Here is a 21,269-nt window from a genome sequence, read left to right on the forward strand (position 1 = left end):
CTTACTTCTCTTTGACTTCAATCAAAAGATCTCCTGACTGAATTGGTTCCCCATCGGTTACATACACATGTTCAACTACGCCTGAGAAGCGGGCTTCAACCGAAGTTTCCATTTTCATCGCTTCCGTGACCATCAAGGTTTGTCCACGTGCCACCCGGTCGCCTTTTTTGACTAATACTTCTAAAACTGAGCCACTCATCGAAGCACCGATCTGTTCTTTGTTCGTTGGCTCTGCTTTACGTTTCGTTTGAACAGAGCTGATGATTGAGTTGTCCTTAACGACGATTTCTCGGCGTTGTCCGTTCAAGTTAAAGAAGAGTGTTCGGTTGCCTTCAATATCTGGCTCACCGATCTCATCGAGACGAATGATCAAGATTTTGCCTTTTTCTAATTCAACATTGATCGTTTCACCTAAGCGCATGCCGTTAAAGAAAGTTGGAGTATCAAGAACTTTCACATCTGCAAACTGTTCATAAGCTTTTCGATAATCAAGGAAGACTTGCGGATACATCAAGTAGCTCAAGACTTCTTCATGTTTTGGTTCATAGCCGATTTTCTCCGCTAGTTCTTGCTTCACATCAGCAAAATCAACTGGCTTCGCGAATGTTCCAGGACGTTCGGTAAAGGCTGGGCGTCCTTTCAAGATAATGCGCTGTAATTCTTTCGGGAAGCCACCAACTGGCTGACCTAACTCACCTTGGAAGAATGTGATTACTGACTCAGGGAAGCTTAATGTATCGCCTTTTTCAAAAACATCTTTCTCAGACAAGCCATTTTGAACCATAAAGAGTGCCATGTCCCCAACGACTTTCGAAGAAGGCGTCACTTTCACGATGTCTCCAAACATCATATTGACTTCATGATACATTTCTTTGATTTCATCCCATTTTTCGCCTAAACCAACGGCTTTGGCTTGCTGCTGGAGATTGGTATATTGTCCCCCCGGCATTTCATGCTTGTACACTTCCGTTTGAGGTGCGTTCAAGCCATTTTCAAAGGAATGGTAGTACATGCGGACATCTTCCCAGTAGTGGTTCAACTGTTGGATATTGTCTACATTGATTTCTGGGCAGCGTTCGCCGTTCAATAGTGCATAATACAAACTACTCATACTTGGTTGACTCGTTGCGCCACTGACCGCTGACATAGCGACATCCACGATGTCAACACCGGCTTTAGTAGCTGCTGAGTAAGTAATGATCCCATTTCCACTCGTATCATGGGTATGCAGATGAATCGGCACATCGATCGTATCCTTTAGCTCACTGATCAAACGATAAGCCGCTTGCGGTTTTAATAATCCAGCCATATCCTTGATAGCAATGATATGGGCACCAAGGTTTTGCAATTCTTTCGCCATATCTTTGTAGTATTGTACTGAATATTTTTGACGGGTCGGATCATTGATATCCCCGGTATAACAAATCGTTGCTTCTGCAATTTTTCCTGTATCGCGAACGGCTTGAATACTTTTCTCCATTTGTGGAACCCAGTTTAAACTATCAAAGATTCGGAACACATCAATTCCTTGCGCTGCAGATTCTTTGATGAATTCTTCCAATACATTGTCTGGATAATTGGAATATCCCACAGCATTGGAGCCTCTAAACAACATTTGCAACAAGGTATTCGGCATTTTTTTCCGGAACATCCGCAATCTTTCCCATGGATCTTCTGTTAAGAAACGGTAGGCAACGTCGAACGTTGCTCCACCCCACATTTCACTTGAGAACAATTGTGGCAGGCCAGCTTCCGTCATCGCGGCAATTTTCTTAAAGTCATGGGTTCTTACACGAGTTGCCAACAAACTTTGATGGGCATCTCGGAAGGTTGTATCCGTCAGTAAGACATTGTTTTGTTGACCGATCCATTCAACGACACCCTCGGCACCTTTCGTATCTAAAATATTTTTGGCGCTGACAAAATCAGGCGTTGCTTGGATGTGTTGTGGCATCCGTGGCTCATTATAAAATGGTTTCTTTTGTTTTTCGATCCCCGGAAATCCATTGATGGTAATTTCCCCGATATACTTCATGGTTTTGTTTCCACGATCACGAATCCGAGGGAAATTGAATAGTTCCGGCGTATTGTCGATAAAGGTGGTTTTGGCTTCACCCGAACGAAAGGCTGGATGAGAAACGACATTTCGCATGAAGAGAATGTTTGTTTTTACCCCACGTACACGAAATTCTTTCAAACAGCGCATCATTTTCTGAATCGCTTGATCAAAGGTTGCCGCATGTGTACAGACTTTTACAAGCAGTGAGTCAAAATACGGGGTTACCACCGCACCTGCGTAAGCATTTCCGACATCCAAACGAACCCCAAATCCACCTGGAGAACGGTAGGTATCAATCTTACCAGTATCTGGCATAAAATTATTCGCTGGATCTTCCGTTGTCACGCGACATTGAATCGCAACCCCTTCGAAGCGAATATCTTTTTGTTCAGGAATCCCAATTTCTTTATGCAGATCCTTGCCTTGTGCAATTAGTATTTGTGTCGTCACGATATCTAAATTGGTGATCATTTCAGTGATTGTATGTTCCACTTGGACCCGAGGGTTTACTTCGATGAAGTAAAATTTATCGCCTTCAACTAAAAATTCCACTGTTCCGGCATTGATATAGCCAACATGCTTCATCAATTGAACGGCAGCTTGACAAATTTTTTCCCGTTGTTCAGTCGTCATTGACACACAAGGTGCCACTTCGACTACTTTTTGGTGACGGCGCTGAACAGAGCAGTCACGTTCAAATAGATGGACGACATTTCCGTGCGTATCCCCTAGAATTTGGACTTCAATATGTTTTGGATTACTAATATATTTTTCAACGTAAACTTCGTCACTACCAAATGCCGCTTTCGCTTCACTTTTGGCACGTTCGTAGCCATCACGTGCTTCTTTTTCATCATGAGCGACACGCATGCCTCGACCACCGCCGCCAAGAGCTGCTTTGATCATGATTGGATAGTCATGTTCGTCAGCGAATGCTAAAACGTCGTCAATCGATGCCACTGGACCGTCAGATCCGGGAATGGATTGAATCCCCGCCTCGATCGCTGCTGCTTTTGCTTTGATCTTGTCGCCAAAAATATCTAAGTGGTGAGTGGATGGTCCGATGAAAATCAAACCTTCTTCTTCACAGCGCTGAGCAAAGCCCAGGTTTTCTGATAAAAAACCATACCCTGGATGAATCCCTTCAGCCCCGGCTTTTTTCGCTGTGCGAATAATATCTTCAATGTCTAAATACGCATCAATCGGCCGTTTGCCTTTCCCCACTAAATACGCTTCGTCTGCTTTAAAACGATGGACGGAGTATTCATCCTCCGCAGCATAAATACCGACTGTTTTGATTCCTAACTCCGCACATGCGCGGAAGACACGAATCGCGATTTCTCCACGATTGGCAACAAGAATTTTCTTCATCTAATCCACTCCATTCAATTGATCAATAATTCAAATAATATTGTTTCCTCTTTTCTTCGGCACTGATATTTAATACAAAACCAATACAAATCGACAGCATCAGCAAACTTGACCCACCCTGACTTAAAAACGGAAAAGTGATTCCCGTCAATGGGATCAAACCAGTGATCCCCCCTAAGTTGATGAAAATCTGAGACATAAATAATGTCCCTATGCCGATACACATCATGGAATTAAAGGGATCTCTTGAACGGATACCGACAAGAAAGATCCGTCCCACCATATAGAACAAAACGCCTAAAATGATGATCGATGGGATCAAGCCTAATTCTTCCATAACGATCGAAAATATATAATCGGTGTGCGCTTCGTTTAAGAAGCCACGTTTTTGGATACTATTTCCAAGCCCGCGCCCGAAAAGTCCACCGTTGAACATTGCGTAATACCCATTGACCATTTGATGACCTGTATTGTATTCATCAGCAAACGGGTTCAAAAAGGATGAAAAGCGACTATAAACATAAGCTGGTAAAAGCTTACCGCCAGTTAGATTCACAAATAGGACAATCAACATACTCCCAACGATACCTGCCAACCCCAATATCAAAGTGTACAAGTAATTCAATCCACTAGATAATAAAACGACAAAAGCCAGTAGCATGACGATCACAGCATTCCCTAAGTCGGGATAAAAGGCCATGATCCCGGTGTAGACGAAAACGATTCCGATTGGACGCCAAACCGTTTTCCAAAACTCTTGTTGGATGCCTTTTTGACGATAAGATAGCGTCACCGATAAAAACCAGATGACAATAAATTTCAAGTACTCAGCTGGTTGAATAGAAAAGCTCGCAATCGTTAACCAACCATGGGCCCCGTTTCTTCTTGGGAAAAAGAAAGCAGCGATCAATAAAAACAAGATGACGATCATGGCGATCTGGACAAATTTTTTATTCCGAAAAACATCCGTTTTCATTTTATACATGACAGTGATCGCTACTAGGCTCACCAACCAAAATAATGTTTGATTGATGACGTAAGAAGCAGCTGTGGTCGGTTGTGTGGCGGTCATCGCCACATAAGATGTGGAACTATAAACCATCATCAAGCCTGTGACACACATAACAATATATGGTAACAAAATACTATAATCTAATAAATGTCTTTTCTTTACTTTTTCTGGCAAGTTTATGCCTCCTTGCCGATTTCAGGTGTCCGCTGGTCTTCATAGACCTCGCTGTACAATTGGTTCAGATCTTTTTCGAGATCCGCCATCAATTGTTGTCCTGTTTGATTATCGACGATCCCCAAGCGGATCGCAAATGCCACTTGCCGTGATAGACCATACATCTGGGTATCAACCACTTCTTCAAATGCTTTGCATTGTGCGATACATAAACTATTTTCTTGGTTTCGGATCAGCTTTTTGATTCGTTCTGCGTCATCTCTAAGCAGATCTAGCGCTTTTGTAGAATCGATGTGCTCCATTCCGGTCCCCCCATTTCTTCGTTTCACCATTATAGCATATTCTCTCTGGCTTTTGCATCATTAGATTGCATAGAAATACGTAAATGACGAACTTTAACGAGTATATTTTCAAAAAGTTCGTTTTTTAGCGAAGATCGTTCGTTTTTTCAATTTTTCATTCGCTTTATCTTCATGAATCGCGCTAACAGCCGTGAAACAAGCACCCGATGTGGAACATAACGCAAAAAACGTCCTTTACTAAAATTTAAGAAAAGCTGTTCTATCAACTTTTCTTAAAAATATTCCTGTTACTTTTTCCACAATTTATTTTTTAAAAAAAGAACAGGTCCAAAAGTCCCTGTTCTTTCACTTTGCATGAAAAGAAAAATCGTTTACCTTGTTTCGTCGCCGATCTTGCCATCTCCATTGATGTCCTCATCGGAAAGACGTTCGACTTCTTTAATAAAACCTTCGCTCATCTCTTGATAGTTCTGCTCACCAACGACCGCATCATCAGGAATTTGATCGACATTCGCAAAAAACTCAATATGATTGTGTAGATTTTCAAAGCGCATAGGAGCATCTCCGCCGTATTCACCATCAAGGTTGATCATTAATCGATTGACCTGCTCTGGCGCGTCTACTTCAAGAAAAGATGTTTTCGTATAAATCAGACGACGATCGTTGATGTGCTTGCCACCATTCATCATTAAAGCAACTAAGTGGACAATCTCAAAAATATTGGCCGTTTTGACAATGATCAACGAAAATTTCCCATCGTCAAGCTTTGCGTCAGGCGCAATCTGTTCAAAACCTCCCACTGAATTCGTTAGTCCTAAAAAGAACATTGAGGCTCCGCCAATGTATTCTCCGTCTTCATACTTTAGATGCATTTTGATCGGTTTGACGCGGGGCAGTAATTCGGCTCCTTTTGCTAGATAAGCTAAGTAGCCAAAAACACTTTTCAGTTCAGAAGGAACATCGTAGGTCAATTCCGTTAAGTGCCCACCAGCAGCAATGTTGATAAAATACGTGTTGGGTGTTTTTCCGACATCCATTTTCACTGTCTGCTGCTTCAAAATCACTTCCGCAGCTGCTTTGATATCCGTACGGGGAATCTTTAGCGCTCGTGCGTAGTCATTGGTCGTGCCTCCAGGAATGATCGCCATTTTTGGTCGCTTTTCTAAAGGAGCGATCCCATTGACGACTTCATTGATCGTGCCATCCCCACCGGCAGCTACCACCAAATCAAAACCAGCTTCGCCGGCTCTTCTTGCTTCATCACGAGCGGAAAATGGCGCAGCGGTCGTGGCAAATGCACTCGCCTCATAACCGCCTCTTTCCAAAACATCTAAAATATCTGCTAAATTTTTTCGAATCAATTCTTTCCCAGATGTCGGGTTATAGATTACTCTTGCTCTTTTCATCGCTTGCCTCTTATCGCTTTGCTAGTTCTTCTTGCAACAGCTTGTTCACAACGCCTGGATTCGCTTGTCCTTTGGTTGCTTTCATGATTTGACCAACTAAGAAACCAACTGCGCGGTCTTTTCCTTTTTTAAAGTCATCGACGGATTGTTGGTTGTTATCTAGTACTTCATTGATCATTGGTAGTAATTGCGCAGGATCTGATAATTGGATCAATCCTTTGGCTTTTACGACTTCTTCAGCGTCGCCGCCGTTTGTGATCAATTCTTTGAAGACTTTTTTCGCAATCTTCGAGCTGATGGTGCCATCGGCAATCAAACGAATCATTCCCGCTAAATTGTCTGGGGTTAATTTCGTTTCTGGCAGTTCCAATTTTTCACTGTTCAGATACGCTGAAACTTCCCCCATCAACCAGTTAGAAGCTTGTTTGGGATCAGCACCGGCATCAATGGTTTTTTCAAAGAAATCGGACATTTCTTTTGATAAAGTCAAGACCATTGCATCGTATTCTGGTAAGCCCAATTCAGAGATGTAACGGGCACGACGTTTTTGCGGCATTTCTGGCAAGCTTTGACGTACCCGTTCGATCCATTCATCATCGATCACAAATCGTGGGATATCTGGTTCTGGGAAGTAACGATAATCAGAAGAACCTTCTTTGACACGCATCAATAAAGTTTTGCTGGTTGCTTCATCAAAACGACGAGTTTCTTGTTGGATCTCGCCTCCAGAAAGCAATACTTTGGCTTGGCGTTTTTCTTCAAATGCTAAACCTTTTTTCACGAAGGACATAGAGTTTAAGTTTTTCAATTCTGTTTTTGTTCCGAATTGTTCTTGGCCGTAAGGTCGCAACGAAATATTGGCGTCGCAACGCATGGAACCTTCTTCCATCTTCACATCAGATACTTCTGTAAACAAGATGATTGAGCGCAATGCTTCTAGATACGCATATGCTTCTTCTGGTGAACGCATATCTGCTTCGGAAACGATCTCGATCAAAGGGGTTCCTTGACGATTCAGATCAACATAAGAATAACCGCCTTTGCCGTGCATGTTTTTCCCGGCATCTTCTTCCAAATGAACTCGCTCAATGCGGATTTTTTTCTTTTTGCCTTCCACTTCGATTTCAATCCACCCATCATGACCTATCGGTTGATCGAATTGTGAAATTTGATAGGCTTTTGGATTATCAGGATAGAAATAGTTTTTGCGGTCGAAATGTGTTTCTTTTGAGATTTCACAATTCAACGCAAGCGCAGCTTTCATCCCAAATTCGATAGCCGCTTTGTTCATTACTGGTAAAACACCTGGATAGCCCCAGTCGATCACATTCGTGTTGCTATTTGGTTCAGCGCCAAAGTGAGCAGGTGCTGGAGAAAAAATCTTTGATTCTGTTTTTAATTCTACGTGGACTTCAAGCCCAATGACTGTTTCGAAGTTCATGCCTTATCCCCTCCTAAAATCACTGGTTTTTTCGTGTGGAAATCAGTTGCTTGTTCAAAGGCATAAGCCGCTTTATACATGGTTGCTTCATCAAAATGTTTCCCAATGATCTGCAAGCCGACAGGCAGTCCTTCAGAAAAACCTGCTGGAATCGACATCCCTGGCAGTCCTGCTAAGTTCACAGGAATGGTTAAAATATCATTCAAGTACATAGTGATCGGATCATTGATATTTTCTCCAATACCAAATGCTACCGTTGGGGAAGCTGGGCCAATGATCAAGTCGTATTGGCTGAAGACCTTATCGAAATCTTGTTTGATCAACGTTCGTACTTGACCGGCTTTTTTGAAGTAGGCATCGTAGTAGCCAGCACTTAGTGAAAACGTACCTAACATGATCCGACGTTTTACTTCTTCCCCGAATCCTTCACTGCGCGAATTAACATAGACATCTTCTAAATTGCTGACATTTTCTGAACGGAAACCGTAACGGATGCCGTCAAAACGTTGCAAATTAGAACTTGCTTCTGAAGAAGCGATGATATAGTAAACAGCTACCCCATACTTTGAATGTGGCAAGCTGACTTCTTCCACGGTCGCTCCTAACGCACGGAAAGTGTCTGCAGCTTTTAAGATCGCTTCTCGGACGCCCGCTTGAATTCCTTCGCCTAAGTATTCTTTTGGCAAAGCAACTTTCATGCCTTTGATATCACCAGTCAGACCTGCTGTAAAATCAGGAACAGCTGCCCCGGCTGACGTACTATCTTTTGCATCAAACCCACTGATGGCATTTAATGCGATGGCATTGTCTTTCACACCACGGGTCATTGGACCAATTTGATCTAACGAAGATGCAAACGCGATCAAACCAAAACGAGAAACCCGTCCGTATGTTGGCTTCAACCCGACGATTCCATTGAAAGCTGCTGGTTGGCGAATCGAACCACCCGTATCGCTACCTAATGATAAGGGGATTTGTCCCGCTGCAACGGAAGCCGCCGAGCCACCTGATGAACCACCAGGTACTTTTGTCTCGTCCCAAGCGTTTTTTGTTTTCTTAAAGAACGACGTTTCCGTACTCGCCCCCATCGCAAATTCATCCATGTTTAACTTACCTACTGGAATCATGTCTGCTTGGTAAACTTTGTCCATGACGGTTGCATCGTAGATTGGGTCAAAGTTGCCTAAAATTTTTGAAGCAGCTGTTGTGCGTAGATCTTTGGTAACAATGTTATCTTTGATCCCAATGGGAATCCCTGCCAACACATTGCTTTCAGTGATACCTTTTTGATCGATAGCTTGCGCTAACGCATGGGCTTTTTCTTCGTTCAATGCAAGAAACGCATCGACTTTTGGCTCTGTTTCTTTAATGCGAGCAAAGGTTTCCCTCGTTAGATCTGTCGCAGTAATTTCCTTTGACACTAATAAGCTATGCAATTCTTCTAAGCTTTTATTATATAGTTCAGTCATTAGGCACCCGCCTCCCCATTGTCAATGATTGCAGGCACTTTAATAAAGCCTTCTTCGGATTCTGGAACATTTTTCATTAATTCATCACGGTCCCAGCCACCTGTCGTTACATCTTCACGCATCACATTGATCGTTTCTGCGACATTCGATGTAAAGGGTACTCCTGTAGTATCCACTTCTTCAAGTGTTTCTACCATATCAATAATTTTTCCTAGCTGAGAGGTAAACTCATGTAATTCATCGTCTGAGAATGAAAGTTTTGCTAGTTTGGCAACGTGTTTGACTTGTTCTTCGCTGATCGCCATAAAATCCTCCTCTTTCTCGTATCCGTAATCTACGTTTACGTTTTTCCAATGTATTGTATCATTTTTTTAACAAATCATGAAATAGAATTTGAAAATTATCAAATATAATTGCAAATAAAAGCAGAAATCATTTCTTTCCTCGTATTGCAGGGAAGAAATGATTTCAATTAGACAAGAAGAAACAACTGCTTCTCGTCTGTGACAATACTTAACAGTTATTGTTCTGCCGAATGACTGCCTTCGATCGCAGCCACCATTTGAGCTTCATCCCAAACGGTAACGCCTAGGGACTGGGCTTTGGTCAGTTTACTGCCAGCCTCTTCCCCGGCAACAACGATATCAGTCTTTTTCGACACACTTCCGGTGACTTTTCCACCAAGGTTTTCGATTCTTTCTTTGGCTTCTTCGCGGGTGAAATGACTCAATTTCCCTGTCAAAACGACTGTTTTCTCTTTAAATGGCGACTCCACTTCTTCCAATTGATCCGTTCTCAGCCCTAGATAAGCAAAGTTAACACCCGCTTTTTCAAGTTCATCTAAAAGGTCGTGAACTTCTTGATTGTCAAAATACGTAACGACACTTTCTGCAATTGTAGCACCAATGGTTTCCAACGAAATGATCTCTTCTTCTTTGGCTTTGCTAAGGGTCCGAAGGTCACCAAAATGTTCCGCTAAAATCCGAGCCGCTTTGGCACCAACATGACGGATGCCTAGCCCGAAAATCAAGCGCTCAACTGAATTTTCTTTGCTTTGATGGATGGCACGCAAAAGGTTATTAGCTGATTTCTCTTTGATTTTATCGAGGGTCAGCAATTGTTCTTCTGTTAAAAAGTACAAGTCGGCCACATCTTTGACTAAGGATTTATCGAACATTTGCTCTAAAACACGTGGCCCTAAACCATCAATATTCATAGCATTTCGGGAAACAAAGTGGCTTAAGCCCTCTTTAATCTGCGCTGGACACTTCGGATTGATACAACGCAAGGCAACTTCTTCATCTAAATGGATCAGCTCACTCCCACATTCGGGACAATGTGTAGGCGCTTCAAAGGGTTCACTTGTTTCCGTGCGTTTTTCTTCCAAGACTTTCGCAACCTCTGGAATAATGTCCCCCGCCTTATAGATGATGACCGAATCGCCAATGCGAATGTCTTTCATTTTAATGAAATCTACATTATGGAGACTAGCACGGCTGACCGTCGTTCCAGCAACACGAACAGGAGTCATAACAGCGGTCGGTGTCACAACACCCGTCCGTCCCACGGTCCATTCGATCGTTTCGATCACTGTTTCCGCTTCTTCCGGTGGAAACTTATATGCCGCCGCCCATCGGGGTGCTTTTACGGTAAAGCCTAACGCATCTTGATCTTTAAAATTATTGACTTTGATGACTACGCCGTCAATCTCATACGGGAGCTCACTGCGCTTGTCATGAAACTCTTCGATATATGCCCACACTTCATCGATGGTGTGACACACTCTGCGTTCGTGATTTGTACGAAAGCCTAATTGATCCAGTTCATTCAATGCTGAAAATTGATCATTAGCTTCAATTGGACCAAAGTCAGCTAGTGTGTATAAAAAGGTGCTCAAGTTTCTTTGGGCTGCGATCCGAGTGTCTAATTGACGTAAGCTTCCAGCAGCTGCGTTTCTCGGATTGGCAAAAACCTCCACCCCTTCTTCTTCTCGCTGTTGATTCAATTTCAAAAACGAAGCCTTTGGCATATAGCATTCGCCACGAACTTCCAACGAGATCGGTTCTTTTAATTTCAGTGGGATCGATTTGACAGTCTTTAGGTTTTCTGTAATGTTTTCACCTACCGTACCATCTCCTCGAGTCGCTCCCCGAACAAAGCGCCCTTCTTCATATTTCAAGGAAATTGACAATCCATCGATCTTTAACTCGCAGACATAATCTACCGCTTTCCCCAATGCTTTTTGAACACGAGCATCAAAAGCCACGATTCCTTCTTTGTCAAAGACATCGTTCAGGCTATAAAGTGGGATATCATGGGTGACTTTTTCAAAGCCAGGTAAAATGATGCCGCCTACTCGTTGGGTGGGTGAGTCTTCGGTTATTAGCTGCGGATAATTGGTTTCAATTTCAACCAGTTCTGCATACAGCTGATCATAGAGATAATCTTCAACAGAAGGTTGATCTTTTACATAGTATTCGTACGCGTACTGATTTAATTGCGTACGCAGCTCTTCTGCTCGTGATTGGATTTCTTTTGAAGGGACATCCATCCTAATATCCTCCTTATTTTTCAACTTTTTCAATCGGCGCAAAGGCCGCCAACAATCGTTTGACGCCTTGTTGTGGGAACGCCACATCTAATTCGATGTCTTGCGCGCTGCCAGTCGTCCGAACGACCGTACCGATTCCCCATTTTTTATGTTGAACTTTCTCGCCTACTTGCCATGTATTACCAGCTGCAGAGGTCTGTTGCTTAGAAGCGACGGTCGTTTGACGCGGCTGTGTATAGCTCGGTTTAAAGACTTTTGGTTGAAACGGTGCAGCAGCTTTCGGTTGTGAACGCTCGCCTAATGATTGCAGCAGATCTTGTTCAATCTCCTCGATAAACCGTGACGGACGATTGTATTGGGTACGACCGTATAATGTTCTGGAAAAAGCGTTGGTCATAAAGAGCTCTTCCTCAGCACGAGTGATTCCCACATAAGCAAGGCGCCGTTCTTCTTCGAGTTCGCTTTCTTCCATTAAAGCCCGAGAAAGCGGGAAGATATTTTCTTCCAAACCAATCAAGAATACCACTGGAAACTCCAGTCCTTTTGCAGCATGCAAGGTCATCAACGTCACTTGACTACTTTCTTCTTCATAACTATCGACGTCTGACAATAAAGCTAAGTCATTTAAGAAAACACTCAACTTTTCATCTGGTGCATCTGCATCGTCTTCGTTTTGCGCCTCAAATCGTTTATCGAATTCTTGGGTAACCGATAAAAATTCTTCCAGGTTTTCAAGTCTAGCTTGTGCTTCTAAATTATTCTGGTTGACTAACTCTTGACGATAACTCGTCTTTTCTAATATTTCTTTCGTCAGTTCAGTTACTGAGAGGTAAGGAACCATTTGGGCGAAGCCATCCATCATCATCCCAAAGCTTCCTAATTCTTTGCCGGCCTTTCCAGAAATATTCGCCAACTCGACGTTCATGGCTGCTTCTAGCAATGACCACTCATGAAGATTCGCAAAATCTCGTAGTTTTTCGACGGATGTCGCACCGATCCCACGTTTTGGTACATTGATGATTCGTTCCAAGCTGATGGAATCACGAGGATTGGCGATCGCCGATAAATAAGCCAAAATATCACGGATTTCTTTGCGGTCATAGAACTTTCTGCCGCCGACCATCGTATAAGGAACGTTGGCTTTTAAAAGCATTTCTTCAATGATCCGTGACTGGGCGTTGGTCCGATACAAAATCGCAAAATCACCGAATTTACGGTTCTTTTCTGCAATTTGTTTCTGCATTTCACTGACGATAAATCGCGCCTCATCTCGTTCACTATCCCCGCGATAATAAGTGATTTTTTCCCCATCACGATTTTCTGTCCACAGATTTTTGTCTGGGCGGTTGCGGTTATTTTTGATTACTTGGTTTGCCGCATTTAAAATCGTTTGCGTTGAACGATAGTTTTGCTCTAACAATATCGTTGCGGCATCCGGATAGTCTTTTTCAAAGTCTAAAATATTTTGCATGTTGGCACCACGCCAACCGTAAATACTTTGGTCCGCATCCCCAACAACACAAAGATTTCGAAAACGAGCGGCCAATAAATTGACCAGCGTGTATTGGGCGTGGTTGGTATCTTGGTATTCATCGACATGGATATAGTGGAATTTCCGTTGGTAAAATTGCAGCGCATCTTCATTGTCTTGGAAGAGGCGGATCGTATTCATGATTAAATCATCGAAGTCCATGCATTGATTATTGCGCAGCTCTTTTTGATATTTTTCATAACAACGACCCACGATCTGCTCAAATAGACTACCTTCCATGGCTTGGTAAGCTTCAGGTGTCAATAGCTCGTTCTTTGCATGAGAGATCGTTCCCAAAATGGAACGAGGATCATATTTTTTGGGATCGATATTCAATTCTTTTAATACCCGTTTCATCAGGGTATTTTGTTCAGAAGAATCAATGATAGTAAAATTCTTCGAATAACCGATTCGATCAACATCTCTGCGCAAGATTCTGACACACATCGAGTGGAAGGTCGAGACCCAAACGTCTTCTCCACCGGAACCTAATAATTGGCTTACCCGTTCCTTCATTTCCCGCGCCGCTTTATTGGTAAAAGTGATGGCTAAAATGTTCCATGGATTTACATTTTTTTCTTCTATTAAATAGGCGATTCGGTGGGTTAGGACACGGGTCTTCCCGCTTCCTGCCCCTGCCATCAGCAGCAACGGTCCTTCCGTATGCATAACGGCTTCTTTTTGCCGTGGATTCATGCGTTCAAGTAATTCACTTTTGGATGACATGCTTTTAAACATCCTTTCTTTCTCAATCTTCTCAATTATAGCATTATCCGGGAAAGGGGAAAACCGAACGCTTTGAAAACTTTTAATTAAAAGCGCTTTGATTTTAGTACTCACGATGCCATCAGTTTTGAAAGAAAAAAGTCAGTCCGTTGTTTGTTTACATAATAAAAAGGCTGTAAACTTACCAGCCTCTTATTATGACTATTGAAAGAGATCAGCTAAAGTATTTCTCTACTAGCTTTTCATTCACATAGATTGACACTTGCCCATCATTGACCGGGAAAACACCTTTTCCGGTATCATCTAAAACAACTTTCGCTTCATTATTTCTCAATATATCCACGAAGGTCTCTCCACCATGGATCGCGCTGATGGTCATTTCTTTTTCCGCACCTTGAGCATTGGTCATCACGACCGCCAATCCAGAAAGCTCATGTTCATAATCGCCAGTTAATACCCAGCCAATACAATTAGGATCATCGAAATAATCGACTTGATTCCCAAATGCAAGCTTCTCTCGAAGTTTTAACATATGGATCAAAGCATCACCAACAGGAGCGATTTCTTGCGCTGGGATTCCGAATAAGTCACCCCAGAAAACAACCGGTACACCCGCTTTTCGTAAAAGGATCAATGAATAAGCATGGACTTTAAACCATCCGTCTATCCAAGATTGTAAACTTTGTCCGACTTGCGTATCATGATTGTCTACAAAAGTCACGGCATAATCTTCGCGCGCGGCAGTCAGTGTACCGGCAAAAATTTGACTCATATCATATTCGCCATTCGAGTGAGATGCTTCATATAAATTATAGTGCAAAGGCACATCGAATAAATAAATCAGATTTCCTGAAGAATCTAAATACTCTTCTAATTTTGGCAGATCCCCTGACCAATATTCTCCGACAACAAATAGTGGTTTGCCTTTTTCTTCCCGACGATTCAAGATCCAATCTGCGTAATAGTTGAACTCAATGTGTTTCACCGCATCTAAGCGATAGCCATCAACACCAGTCAGCTCTTGGTACCATTGCCCCCATTTATTGAGCTGTTCCACCGTTTCAGGATTTTCCATGTCCAGATCACAACCCATTAAATAGTCGTAATTACCCATTTCATCATCCACTTGGTTTTCCCAGCCCTTATCAGCGAAGTTAAAAATCCCGTGGTCTTTATTGCGATCATCATAATCGACACCAGAAAAATTATGCCAGGTCCAGACATAGTCATTGTAAGTTCCTTTACGTCCTGGGAAAGTGAATTTAGTCCAAGCTTCGATCTCTTCTTCATCACTGATCGGTTCATTGCGGTTTTCGGTATTGTATTTAACCGCCGGAACGACCTCCTTTTCATCGGCGCCGATCAAGTGATTAAAGACGATATCGGCATAAACCTCAACTCCTTGTTCTTGTAGTGCTTTGATGGCTTCCAAATACTCATCCTTGGTTCCATATTTTGTTGGCACCGACCCCTTTTGATCGAATTCGCCTAGATCATAATAATCATAGACACCATACCCAACGTCTTCGGACCCAGCTGTCCCTTTATAGGCAGGCGGCAGCCAAATTGCGGTAAATCCATACTCTTTGATTTCTTTACTCATTTCTTTCAATTTGTTCCAGTGTTGGCTATCTGCCGGCAGGTCCCATTCGAACCCTTGTAAAATGACTTTGTTATTCATTTATTTATCCCCCCTTAATTCAATTAAGCCAAATAATAGTAAAAATTGTCAAATATAAGGACAGCAATCTCAGGAAAATGAAGGTTAGCATGACCGTTTGTGACCGATTTCTATTATTCACGCTTTCATTATGAATGTTTTTTACTGTTTATGATTGATTTTGAATGAATCATATGTTACTATGGCAGGTGAAGAGGTGATGTAAATGCTTACAGAGGAGCGGCATCAAGCGATTTTGGCACGATTAGAGCAAGAGGAGATCGTCAAAGTCAGTGAACTGATCCAACTGCTGGATGCTTCAGAGTCAACAATCCGCAGAGATCTCCAAGAACTGGAAGATAAAGGGTTTCTAGTTAGAATTCACGGCGGGGCCAAAAAAAGCCAGCAATTAGGTTTTGAACCCAACATGTCTGAAAAAAAAGCGAAGTTTCAAACAGAAAAACAAAAAATTGCTCGCGCAGCCGCACAAACGATCAAAAATGGTGAAGTCATTTATCTAGACGCAGGAACAACGACCCTTGAAATGATTCCTTTCTTATCGACCATCACAGCGCTGAAAGTTGTCACGAACTCCGTCAAGCACGCTTCCCTACTGATTGATCACGGGATCGACACCATGATTTTAGGGGGAACCATCAAGATAGCTACCAACGCTGTGTTAGGGATCAATGCCGGTGAACAGTTGCGTAAATTGCGCTTTAACCGCTGTTTTATGGGCATGAACGGTGCTCATTCGGAAGCTGGTTTCACCACACCCGATCCAGAAGAAGCCCTGATCAAGCAGATCGCTCTGGAACATAGCCAACAAGGCTATGTCTTGCTAGACCATTCCAAGTTTCAGCAAACAACTTTTGCTCAAGTTGCTTTTATTGAAGGTGCAACGATCATCACCGATTATTGCCCAAAAAACTATTTAGCGAAATTCAGAGCAAAAACAACCATTATGGAGGTAATACAATGATTTACACAGTAACACTCAATCCATCGATCGACTTTATCGTCCACGTCGATCATTTGGAGATCGGTGCCCTTAATCGAATGAAACAAGACTTTAAACTACCTGGTGGCAAAGGAATCAATGTCTCACGTATTTTGAAGCGAATTGGCATCTCCTCGACTGCCCTTGGTTTTGTTGGCGGATTTACTGGTCGTTTTATTGAAGAGTGGCTGACCAAAGAGGAAATCAACAGCAATTTTACGCAAGTCGCTGCCGATACCCGGATCAATATCAAATTAAAATCCGGCGAAGAAACAGAAATCAACGGCCTTGGTCCAGTCATTCAAGAGCAAGAAATCGCTGAATTGAAACACCAATTAGCCGCTCTTTCTGCCGAAGACATCGTCATCCTATCAGGAAGTAAACCAGCTGGTCTTCCAGCCGACTTTTATAAAGAATTGATCAAAATCGTTAAAGAAGCTGGTGCAGAATTTGTCATTGATACGACTGGTGCGGAACTATTTGATGCCTTATCCGATCAGCCTTTGCTGATCAAACCAAATAATCATGAATTAGCGGAACTTTATGAAACTTCTTTTTCAACAATCGAAGATATTTTGCCTTATGGCCAAAGAATGCTAAAGGATGGCGCTAAAAATGTCATCGTCTCTCTAGGTGGTGATGGTGCCCTGCTCTTTACTGGCAATGAGATCTATCGCTCCAATGTGTTGAAACGACCTTTGAAAAATTCAGTTGGCGCTGGAGATTCCATGATTGCTGGATTCATTGGGCGTTACGCAAAGACCAAAGATGTGGTTGAAGCATTCAAATGGGGGGTCGCTTGTGGCAGTGCCACTGCGTTCTCAGATGATTTAGCTGAGGCGTCATTTATCGAAGAATTACTACCGGAAGTCATTATTGAACAAGTGAATCTATAGGAGGATGGAAAAAATGAAAATCAATGAGTTGATGCTGAAAGATGCCATGATCATGGACTTGCAAGCAACAGACAAAAAAGGTGCCATTGATGAAATGGTAGCAAAATTATATGCTGTCGGACGGATTTCAGATGTCGAAATCTACAAAGAAGGAATTCTTGCCCGAGAAGCCCAAACCTCAACAGGGTTAGGTGACGGCATCGCAATGCCCCATGCCAAAAACAGTGCAGTCAAAGAAGCGACGGTTTTATTCGCAAAGAGTAATGCGGGTATCGACTATGAGGCGTTAGATGGACAACCAACGTACCTCTTCTTTATGATCGCAGCACCAGAAGGAGCAAATGATACTCATTTACAAGCGTTAGCAGCTCTATCTCGCTTATTGATCGATCCAGATTTCGTTGCTAAACTAAAAACAGCGACAACTGCTGATCAAGTACAACAACTTTTCTCAGAAGCTGAGGCACAGCAAGAAGCCGATGCTTTAGCAGAAGAAGCGGCAAACCAAGAAGCAGCACCTGCTAGCGAACGTCCCTATATCGTCGCAGTTACAGCTTGCCCGACAGGGATCGCCCACACCTACATGGCAGAAGATGCTTTGAAAAAGAAAGCCAAAGAACTTGGTGTTGACATCAAAGTCGAAACAAATGGTTCAGAAGGAATCAAAAATCGTTTAACAGAAGCTGATATCGCCCGAGCTGCTGGTGTGATCGTAGCTGCCGATAAAAAAGTTGAAATGGATCGCTTTGACGGTAAACATTTAGTAAACCGTCCTGTGAGCGATGGTATCCGTAAGACCGAGCAATTAATCAATGAAGCAATGAGCGGAACTGCTCCTGTTTTTCACGGTAGCGGCCAAGCTTCTGATAAAGAGGACGCTTCAGCTGATGGTTCAGTCGGTCAACGAATCTATAAAGATTTGATGAATGGTGTTTCTCACATGTTACCATTTGTTATTGCCGGTGGAATCATGATCGCTATTTCCTTCATGGTGGACCAGTTCATGGGTGTCCCTCAAGATGCCTTGAGTCAATTAGGAAACTACAACCAAGCAGCTTCTTGGTTCAATCAAATCGGTAGCGCGGCATTTGGTTTTATGCTACCTGTCTTAGCTGGTTTCATCGCTTCAAGTATCAGTGACCGACCTGGATTGATCGTCGGTTTCGCAGCAGGTGCCCTAGCAAATACGGGTGGTGCTGGATTCTTAGGAGCATTGATTGGCGGTTTCTTAGCTGGTTATGTCATCAAGTTCTTGCGTTCATTATTCAAAGGTTTACCAAAATCATTAGAAGGAATCAAAACGATCCTCTTCTACCCTGTTTTCGGCCTATTGATCACTGGCTTCTTGATGTTACTGATCAACGTGCCAATGAAAGCCATCAATGACGGTTTGAATAGCTTCTTGACTGGCTTAAGTGGTACCAACGCCGCTTTACTTGGTGCTTTGTTAGCAGCAATGATGGCAGCCGATCTAGGTGGCCCAATCAACAAAGCCGCTTATGTTTTCGGTACTGCAACATTGGCAACGACCGTTGCTGAAGGTGGTAGCGTCGTGATGGCATCTGTAATGGCGGGCGGAATGGTTCCTCCATTGGCAATCTTTGTCGCAACGTTATTGTTTAAAAATAAATTCACCAAAGACCAAAAAGAAGCTGGTTTAACAAACATCGTCATGGGGCTATCCTTCGTCACAGAAGGTGCGATCCCATTTGCAGCAGCAGATCCATTGCGGGCGATCCCAAGCTTTATCGTTGGTTCTGCACTGACTGGTGCGCTTGTCGGTGCCTTTGATATCCAATTAATGGCACCACATGGTGGGATCTTCGTTGTTCTATTATTATCTAAACCAATTTTGTTCTTGCTATTCATCTTAATCGGTGCGATCGTTTCTGGCGTTGTATTCGGTTTGTTGAAAAAAGCGCCTGAACAAGCTGCCTAATTGAAAAGACCCGCAAGATCCTCGTGATCTTGCGGGTCTTTTTCATTCTTGATTGGTAAAGAGCTGCTGTTCGACTAGCTTTTGGGTATTCATAAAATACACTCGAAGTTTCTTGCCATTCTTTTTTAGATTGACCCACGTATATTTGCGCGTGCGGTGCAAATACCCAAAATGAACATCCGGCATCGCTGCTTTCAATCCGTCTATCGGCAGCTCCTTCAAGGCTGTTTCTGGTAAATAAAATTGTAAGCAAGCTGTATAGTCTTTAAAGCGATCCTCTGAGTAATCAATTTCGAGGTGATTCCGAATATAAAAGGCATATGCCTCAATTCCATCATCTATAGTCAATTCCGGTTTTAATACAATATAATCCATCATGCGCAACCGGTCTTGGTCGATCCAAGGAAAATACGCTTGTGCATTCAAGTAACCTTTCACCCGTCGCTCCTGGTACTCTTCGTTCACCAAATCGAAGCTTCGAGTGACGAAATGTGTCGCGTTACGCTTAGTCGTCGGCTGCAGCCGATCATTTTGGTACTGGATGGTTTGGATCAATTGGTCGCCAAAGGCGTACTCAATATATGGTTCCCTCAAAATACCGACGCCATTATCCCATGTCAATTGATCGATCCCAGTTTGATCGCGAAACAAACGCTGGTATGAAAGATTCAACTCGTGATCCCACTGAAACGGATCGCGATACAATTCCACCATCACGGTTCCCTGATCTCTAACTTGGACCTGCTCGACTTGTTGCGCATCCGTAATGATCACCTGAGGAATAATACGGGCATAGAATACCGAAAAGTACATTCGCCAACAAGAGGTCAGTGTGTAGCCATTGTAAAAAACATCGTACCCAGCAAATTGATTGCAATCAATAACGATCTCTTGTTCAAAATTTTTCCGCTTCGGTAACGCGTTGATTTCAGCAATCGATTGAAAATTTTGTCTTTTCTCGATTCGCTCGACGTTATGCATCAGGTACTCATCATATGAACGCAAATAGCCAAACATTCCATCTCTTTGCATCGTTTCATCGAAGTAACTTAAAATCACTGTTTTCTGTGTGGAGAATACGTCTTTCGTAAACAGGTGCCGTTGTAAAACAGCCTCTTGAATGATATGGATACTGGACTCATTTTGGCCGTCCGTCACAATCAATTCAGTATTGATTTCTTCAGGGGCGCTATGCAGCAGTTGACTGACCTCATCAAAATCATAAGGTTTCTTTTCTTGCTGATTGTAATAGTATTCCGTCGGCTGATAGCTAAGACGAACCAAAGCGAACCAATTTTCAATCAACAAACGTAACTGTGATGCTTCCATTTGTGTCGATTGTAGAAAGCCGTAAATTTTTTCAGTTTTGATCATCGCTATCCCTCTTTTCTATCCCCTTTCTTTAATTATAGTAAAGGGAGAAACGATTGAACACTATTTCGCTTTTTTTTGGTGAAATCTACGACCGTTCGTGGTAAACTAAAGGCGCTTGGAGGTGAACCTTATGGGCTTAAAATTCCAACGAGAAGACTCGCTAGATAAAATGTTTGATGATTTTGCCTTTCTTCCCGATAACGATAAGGACAATAAAAAGCAACAAAACGATATTGAACGTTTCTTAAAAAACGAACCTGATGATGAGAATAAAAAACAACCAAAAGATAGTAAGAAAGCAGACTAATAAAAAAGGCAAAGGACGCTTCCGTCCCTTGCCTTTTTACTTATGCGAATA

At 42.6% G+C, this 21,269-nt stretch carries 15 protein-coding genes; 4 read left to right on the top strand and 11 right to left on the bottom strand.

Annotation, left to right across the window (positions count from 1 at the left end; translation table 11 throughout):
* Position 1: 1 nt before the first annotated feature.
* The 10 genes from IGI86_RS08655 to IGI86_RS08700 form a co-directional block, all read right to left on the bottom strand.
* The gene (locus IGI86_RS08655; protein ID WP_005235747.1) at positions 2-3,430 is read right to left on the bottom strand and encodes a pyruvate carboxylase; all 3,429 of its coding nucleotides are present in this window, start codon (positions 3,428-3,430) and stop codon (positions 2-4) included.
* Between the two features lie 22 nt (positions 3,431-3,452).
* Complete coding sequence (locus tag IGI86_RS08660) at positions 3,453-4,616, bottom strand: FtsW/RodA/SpoVE family cell cycle protein (RefSeq protein WP_008380107.1); 1,164 nt, start codon at positions 4,614-4,616, stop codon at positions 3,453-3,455.
* A 2-nt stretch (positions 4,617-4,618) separates the two neighbouring features.
* Positions 4,619-4,918, bottom strand: a complete 300-nt coding sequence (locus tag IGI86_RS08665) for a YlaN family protein (RefSeq protein WP_008380108.1) — start codon at positions 4,916-4,918, stop codon at positions 4,619-4,621.
* Between the two features lie 371 nt (positions 4,919-5,289).
* The gene (locus tag IGI86_RS08670) at positions 5,290-6,324 is read right to left on the bottom strand and encodes a diacylglycerol kinase (protein WP_005235735.1); all 1,035 of its coding nucleotides are present in this window, start codon (positions 6,322-6,324) and stop codon (positions 5,290-5,292) included.
* 10 nt (positions 6,325-6,334) lie between these two features.
* A complete protein-coding gene (gatB, locus tag IGI86_RS08675) occupies positions 6,335-7,765 on the bottom strand; it encodes an Asp-tRNA(Asn)/Glu-tRNA(Gln) amidotransferase subunit GatB (protein ID WP_429967814.1) in 1,431 nt (476 codons plus the stop codon).
* Positions 7,762-9,234: an Asp-tRNA(Asn)/Glu-tRNA(Gln) amidotransferase subunit GatA gene (gene gatA / locus IGI86_RS08680; protein ID WP_430617933.1), complete on the bottom strand. Its 1,473-nt coding sequence runs from the start codon at positions 9,232-9,234 to the stop codon at positions 7,762-7,764. The genes gatB and gatA overlap by 4 nt, the downstream gene beginning before the upstream one ends.
* Positions 9,234-9,539: an Asp-tRNA(Asn)/Glu-tRNA(Gln) amidotransferase subunit GatC gene (gene gatC / locus IGI86_RS08685; protein WP_005225977.1), complete on the bottom strand. Its 306-nt coding sequence runs from the start codon at positions 9,537-9,539 to the stop codon at positions 9,234-9,236. Before gatC ends, gatA begins: the two co-directional genes overlap by 1 nt.
* Positions 9,540-9,754: 215 nt before the next feature.
* Entirely contained in the window at positions 9,755-11,785 is a 2,031-nt protein-coding gene (gene ligA / locus IGI86_RS08690; protein WP_034872674.1) for an NAD-dependent DNA ligase LigA, read from the bottom strand.
* 13 nt (positions 11,786-11,798) lie between these two features.
* The gene (gene pcrA, locus IGI86_RS08695; protein WP_430617934.1) at positions 11,799-14,042 is read right to left on the bottom strand and encodes a DNA helicase PcrA; all 2,244 of its coding nucleotides are present in this window, start codon (positions 14,040-14,042) and stop codon (positions 11,799-11,801) included.
* Between the two features lie 214 nt (positions 14,043-14,256).
* Positions 14,257-15,723 (bottom strand): alpha-amylase, encoded by a 1,467-nt coding sequence (locus IGI86_RS08700; RefSeq protein ID WP_016611862.1) that lies wholly within the window; start codon positions 15,721-15,723, stop codon positions 14,257-14,259.
* A gap of 205 nt (positions 15,724-15,928) precedes the next feature.
* On the opposite strand from IGI86_RS08700, the gene IGI86_RS08705 reads away from it, so the two are divergent.
* Genes IGI86_RS08705 through IGI86_RS08715 form a run of 3 tightly spaced genes read left to right on the top strand, consistent with a single transcriptional unit; the run spans position 15,929 to position 19,537 of the window.
* Positions 15,929-16,684 (top strand): DeoR/GlpR family DNA-binding transcription regulator, encoded by a 756-nt coding sequence (locus tag IGI86_RS08705; RefSeq protein WP_008380120.1) that lies wholly within the window; start codon positions 15,929-15,931, stop codon positions 16,682-16,684.
* Positions 16,681-17,598 carry a 1-phosphofructokinase gene (pfkB, locus tag IGI86_RS08710; RefSeq protein ID WP_008380122.1) on the top strand — a complete coding sequence of 306 codons (918 nt, stop codon included), beginning with the start codon at positions 16,681-16,683 and terminating at the stop codon, positions 17,596-17,598. Before IGI86_RS08705 ends, pfkB begins: the two co-directional genes overlap by 4 nt.
* A 13-nt stretch (positions 17,599-17,611) precedes the next feature.
* Positions 17,612-19,537, top strand: a complete 1,926-nt coding sequence (locus IGI86_RS08715; RefSeq protein WP_194188486.1) for a fructose-specific PTS transporter subunit EIIC — start codon at positions 17,612-17,614, stop codon at positions 19,535-19,537.
* A 42-nt stretch (positions 19,538-19,579) separates the two neighbouring features.
* On the opposite strand, the gene IGI86_RS08720 is transcribed toward IGI86_RS08715, so the two are convergent.
* Complete coding sequence (locus IGI86_RS08720; protein ID WP_430617935.1) at positions 19,580-20,911, bottom strand: hypothetical protein; 1,332 nt, start codon at positions 20,909-20,911, stop codon at positions 19,580-19,582.
* Between the two features lie 130 nt (positions 20,912-21,041).
* Between IGI86_RS08720 and IGI86_RS08725 the strand changes: the two genes are divergently transcribed.
* Positions 21,042-21,218, top strand: coding sequence for an SPJ_0845 family protein (locus IGI86_RS08725; protein WP_005235717.1), 177 nt, complete (start codon positions 21,042-21,044; stop codon positions 21,216-21,218).
* Positions 21,219-21,269: the final 51 nt, after the last annotated feature.

Source organism: Enterococcus sp. AZ188 (assembly GCF_050544075.1).
In the GTDB taxonomy this organism is placed as follows: domain Bacteria; phylum Bacillota; class Bacilli; order Lactobacillales; family Enterococcaceae; genus Enterococcus_D; species Enterococcus_D entomosocium.

What these genes read in the sequence shown, in the direction of transcription:
- ligA (WP_034872674.1), bottom strand. Translation starts at nt 11,785, where the DNA reads ATGGATGTCCCTTCAAAAGAAATCCAATCACGAGCAGAAGAGCTGCGT.
- IGI86_RS08665 (WP_008380108.1), bottom strand. Translation starts at nt 4,918, where the DNA reads ATGGAGCACATCGATTCTACAAAAGCGCTAGATCTGCTTAGAGATGAC.
- IGI86_RS08670 (WP_005235735.1), bottom strand. Translation starts at nt 6,324, where the DNA reads ATGAAAAGAGCAAGAGTAATCTATAACCCGACATCTGGGAAAGAATTG.
- pfkB (WP_008380122.1), top strand. Translation starts at nt 16,681, where the DNA reads ATGATTTACACAGTAACACTCAATCCATCGATCGACTTTATCGTCCAC.
- IGI86_RS08700 (WP_016611862.1), bottom strand. Translation starts at nt 15,723, where the DNA reads ATGAATAACAAAGTCATTTTACAAGGGTTCGAATGGGACCTGCCGGCA.
- IGI86_RS08715 (WP_194188486.1), top strand. Translation starts at nt 17,612, where the DNA reads ATGAAAATCAATGAGTTGATGCTGAAAGATGCCATGATCATGGACTTG.
- IGI86_RS08655 (WP_005235747.1), bottom strand. Translation starts at nt 3,430, where the DNA reads ATGAAGAAAATTCTTGTTGCCAATCGTGGAGAAATCGCGATTCGTGTC.
- IGI86_RS08705 (WP_008380120.1), top strand. Translation starts at nt 15,929, where the DNA reads ATGCTTACAGAGGAGCGGCATCAAGCGATTTTGGCACGATTAGAGCAA.
- gatA (WP_430617933.1), bottom strand. Translation starts at nt 9,234, where the DNA reads ATGACTGAACTATATAATAAAAGCTTAGAAGAATTGCATAGCTTATTA.
- pcrA (WP_430617934.1), bottom strand. Translation starts at nt 14,042, where the DNA reads ATGTCATCCAAAAGTGAATTACTTGAACGCATGAATCCACGGCAAAAA.
- IGI86_RS08720 (WP_430617935.1), bottom strand. Translation starts at nt 20,911, where the DNA reads ATGATCAAAACTGAAAAAATTTACGGCTTTCTACAATCGACACAAATG.
- gatB (WP_429967814.1), bottom strand. Translation starts at nt 7,765, where the DNA reads ATGAACTTCGAAACAGTCATTGGGCTTGAAGTCCACGTAGAATTAAAA.
- gatC (WP_005225977.1), bottom strand. Translation starts at nt 9,539, where the DNA reads ATGGCGATCAGCGAAGAACAAGTCAAACACGTTGCCAAACTAGCAAAA.
- IGI86_RS08725 (WP_005235717.1), top strand. Translation starts at nt 21,042, where the DNA reads ATGGGCTTAAAATTCCAACGAGAAGACTCGCTAGATAAAATGTTTGAT.